At 24.4% G+C, this 4461-nt stretch carries 3 protein-coding genes; all 3 read left to right on the top strand.

The window, feature by feature from the left end; all coding sequences use genetic code 11:
* Positions 1–142: 142 nt before the first annotated feature.
* The 3 genes from Q1J78_RS00070 (at position 143) to murJ (ending at position 4142) form a co-directional block, all read left to right on the top strand.
* Positions 143–1270: a glycosyltransferase family 4 protein gene (locus Q1J78_RS00070; protein ID WP_300279339.1), complete on the top strand. Its 1128-nt coding sequence runs from the start codon at positions 143–145 to the stop codon at positions 1268–1270.
* Positions 1271–1397: 127 nt separating this feature from the next.
* Positions 1398–2597 carry a glycosyltransferase gene (locus tag Q1J78_RS00075; RefSeq protein WP_300279342.1) on the top strand — a complete coding sequence of 400 codons (1200 nt, stop codon included), beginning with the start codon at positions 1398–1400 and terminating at the stop codon, positions 2595–2597.
* A 3-nt stretch (positions 2598–2600) separates the two neighbouring features.
* Positions 2601–4142, top strand: a complete 1542-nt coding sequence (gene murJ, locus Q1J78_RS00080) for a murein biosynthesis integral membrane protein MurJ (protein WP_300279345.1) — start codon at positions 2601–2603, stop codon at positions 4140–4142.
* The last annotated feature ends 319 nt before the right edge of the window (positions 4143–4461 follow it).

Genomic DNA, 4461 nt, shown 5'->3' on the forward strand with positions numbered 1-4461 from the left:
TCTTAGACCAGAAGATTTTAAAGAAATGATGTCTGATTATATTGTATATGACGGTAGAAATTGCTATCTTCCTGAAGAAATGAAAAATGCTGGAATAGAATACCATTCTATAGGAAGAAATTAAATTTATATGGAGAGAAAAATGAAGATTTTACACTTAAATTCATATTATATAAGTTCTACTATATACAAACATTTTTTATATCATATTGATAGAGAATCTATTTTTAATGAAGTGTATATACCTGTAAATTCAGAAAATATGATAAATAAAAATAGAGGAATAGAATCTGATAGAATAAATTATATATATTCTAGATGCTTTGGTAAATTAGACAGAATAATATTTCATCTAAAAAATTATAGAATTGAAAAAGATTTATATAAAAAGGTTGATTTTAAAGATGTAGGAATAGTTCACGCACATTCACTTTTTGTTAATGGATATCTTGCATTAAAGTTAAAACGAAAACTAGGATTAGATTATATGGTAGCAGTAAGAGCAACTGATGTAAAAGTTTTCTTTAAAAAAATGATAATGTTAAGAAAATTAGGTGTTGATATAATGAAAAATGCTAAATATATTATATTTATATCACCATATTATAAAGATAATGTAATAAAAGAATATATTCCTTTAGAATATAGACAAGAAATAAAAGAGAAGTCAATTGTTATTCCAAATGGTATAGATAAATATTGGTTTGAAAATATCAATATGAAAACAAGAGAATTTAAAGATAAGAAAATTAATTTAATCTATGCAGGAAGGCTAGAAAAAGTCAAAAACATAGATATGATAGTAAATGTTGTAGAAGAATTAATAAAAAGAGGCTATGATATTAAATTGGATATGATAGGAAAAGGAAAGGAAGAAAATAAAATAAAAAAACTTTCTGAAGGAAAATTTAAAAACATAATAAATTTATATGATTATATGCCAAAAGAAGAACTTATAAAATTTTATAGAAAAAATGATATATTTATAATGCCATCTAAAAGAGAAACTTTTGGATTGGTTTATATAGAAGCAATAACACAAGGTCTTCCTGTTATATATACTAAAAATGAAGGAATATATGGCTATTTTGAAGAAGGTCAAGTTGGATATGGTGTTGATTGTAAAAATGTACATGATATAGCAGATAAAGTGGAAGAAATATATAATAGAAAAATATGGGATATGAAAAAATTTGAAGAAAAAATAAAAATTGAATTCAATTGGGATAATATTGTAGAAGAATATATAAAATATTATAAAAGTTTTTAAAGAAATAAAATAAAAAGGGTTTTTAATGGATTTGTTAAAAACTCTTTTTATTTTAATTTTTTAAATTTACAGATACAAAAATTTTGATATAATATATAATTAGTTATTTAAAAAGGAGATTTTACATATGAATATATTGTATATAGTTAATATGGATGAAAATAATAAAAAAGGTCTTTTTATGGCAACACATGAAAAGATAAAGGCAATAATGAAACTTCACCCAGAAAATGAATATAAAATAATATCAGTTCAATTTGAAGATACTGGCATTTTTAGGTTATTAAAAAAAATTACAGGAAAAAAGACTTATGATAAGACAAGTAATGAATTTATTTTTGATGGAATTGTCTATAAAAAGATATATTTAAATACAAATATAAAAAGTAAAAAAATTGAAAAAAAAGAAAATGATAGAAAAAGATATGATGAATTTTTCAATCAATGTAAAAAAGAAATAGAAGAATGTGATATTGTTAGTTGTCACTGGGGATATCCTCATGGAAGAATAGCATATTGGATAAATAAAGAATATAAAAAACCATATATAGTTACATATCATGGTAGTGATGTTCATACAATGCCGTTTAATAATAGTTGTATAAAAGAAAAAGTATTGCAAATAATGGAAAATGCAGAAAAAAATATTTTTGTCAGTAAAAAACTTATGGATACAGCTAGAAGTTTAGGCTATAAAGGAAATAATTGTAAAGCGTCCAGAAATGGAGTTAATACAGCAAAATTTTACCCAATATCAGAAGAAGAAAAAAAAGAAGTGAGAGAAAAGTATAATATAGAAGGTAAGATTGTAGGGTTTGTTGGAGCTTTAAACAAAATAAAGAGAGCTGATAAATTTGCAAATATTTTTGAAGAAGTAATTAAATTGGATTCTGAAAATAAATATACATTTGTAGTAGTAGGCGATGGGCCATTAAAAGCAGAAGTTGAAAAAAAATGTAAGGATAAGGGTTTAAATATAGTATTTACAGGAAATTTAGAATTTGATGAAGTTAAAAATATCATGAATATTATGGATGTTATGATATTACCGAGTAGAAAAGAAGGTTTTGGATGCGTAATTACTGAAGCAAACGCATGTGGAACTTGTGTTGTAGGCAGCGATGCTGGAGGTATTCCAGAAGCTATAGGTATAGAAAGTAATATAATAATAGATGGAGAAAATTTTGAAGCAAGAATGGCAAAAAGGGTTGTAGAAATTGTAAATTCAGAATATGATAAAAATAATATATCAAAAAATACTATGGATAATTATTCTTGGACAAAAATAGCTGAAGATGAGGCAGGTTTATATGAAGGGAGGATTTAATATATGGGAAAAGTAGCTAAAGCGACAGTTGCACTTATGATTGTTACAATGTTTTCTAAAGTTATAGGATTTGTAAGAGAGCTTGTTTTAGGAGCATTGTATGGAGCAACAACATATAGTGATATATTTATAGCATCATCAAATATTCCAAAAGTTTTATTTACATTAGTTGCAACAGCATTAGCGACTACATTTATTCCTTTGTACTACGAAAATTTAAGAGAGGGTGGAGAAGAAAAAGCACTTAAATTTTCAAATAATATATTAAATATAACTATTATATTGGGAATAATACTTTCAACAATATCCTTTATTTTTGCTGAACCAATAGTGAAAATCTTTGCTATGGGATTTAAAGGAGAAACTTTTAGGCAAACAGTATTATTTACAAGGATTATAATTTTTGGAGCTATATTCACTGGTTTAAGTAATATAATGAAATCTTACTTACAGTCTAAAGATAGCTTTGCAATACCTGGACTTATAGGATTGCCATATAATATTATTTTGATAACATCTATGTTATTAAGCGTCAAGTTAAAAAATGTATATATACTCCCAATAGGTATGTTTTTTGCTATGGCTAGTCAATTCTTTTTCCAAGTACCTTTTGCGTATAAAAAAGGATATAAGTACAAATTATTTGTCGATTTTAAAGATGAATATGTAAAAAAAATGCTTATTTTAGTAGCACCGATAGTTATAGGTGTTGCTGTAGATCAAATAAATATAATGGTGGATAAAACACTTGCATCTACACTTGTAGAAGGAAGTATTTCTGCTTTAAATTATGCAGATAGATTAAAAGGATTTGTCACAGGTATGTTTATTGCATCGATATCTTCTGTTGTATATCCACAATTTTCAAAACTATCATCTATGGTAGATAAAACAGAATTTTATTCATTTATTAGAAAGAGTATAAATTCAGTAATAATAATAATAATGCCAATGACAATAGGAGCAATGGTATTATCAGAACCAATAGTTAGGATTCTTTTCCAAAGGGGTGCATTTGATGCTAGAGCTACAGAAATGACATCAGTAGCACTTATTTTTTATTCTATTGGTCTTATTGGAGTAGGGTTAAGAGATATACTTACTAAGATTTTTTATTCTATTCAAGATACAAAGACGCCTATGATAAATGCAACAATAGCAGTTTTAATGAACATATTAATGAATATAATGTTTATTAAATATCTAAAACATGCAGGTTTAGCACTTGCAACAAGTTTATCATCTATAATATGTATATTATTATTATTTAGAAGCTTGAAAAATAAAATAGGAGAATTTGAGCAAAATAAAATTATAGCTGTATTCTTAAAATCTACAATAGCATCTATTGTTATGGGAATAATATCAAAATCAACTTATAAATTGTTAATTTCTATTTTAGGAACTAATTTTTTTATGGATGTAATATCTCTTGGAATAGCAATAATAGTAGGGGCTATTATATACGCATTATTAATAATTATTTTTAAAGTAGATGAAATTTCAATAATAACTGATTTATTAAAGAAAAAGATTAAAAGATAGTTATTGATTATAAAAAAGAAACAACTTGTTACAAATATGTAACTGTTACTTTTAATATATGTAACTGTTACAAAATATAGTAATTTCTGGGAAAAATAAATAAATTAATCAAAAAAGGCTTAAATTTGTATAAAATTAAGTCTTTTTTATTTTTTATGAGTATAAAACAAGTTAAAAGTTGACATAATTAATAAAAAATGATATAGTAACAAAATATGATACAAAATAAATTTCAAATTGTTACTTTTATAGTGGCTAAATTTCAACAATAATATCAAAAAGTATCAAAAAATAACAGAAAAAGTTACAGAAATGTTAC

Source organism: Peptacetobacter sp., assembly GCF_029264495.1.
Classification (GTDB): Bacteria; Bacillota; Clostridia; order Peptostreptococcales; family Peptostreptococcaceae; genus Peptacetobacter.

Excerpts from the sequence above, each read along its gene's own strand:
- Q1J78_RS00070 (WP_300279339.1), top strand. The coding sequence starts at position 143 with ATGAAGATTTTACACTTAAATTCATATTATATAAGTTCTACTATATAC.
- Q1J78_RS00075 (WP_300279342.1), top strand. The coding sequence starts at position 1,398 with ATGAATATATTGTATATAGTTAATATGGATGAAAATAATAAAAAAGGT.
- murJ (WP_300279345.1), top strand. The coding sequence starts at position 2,601 with ATGGGAAAAGTAGCTAAAGCGACAGTTGCACTTATGATTGTTACAATG.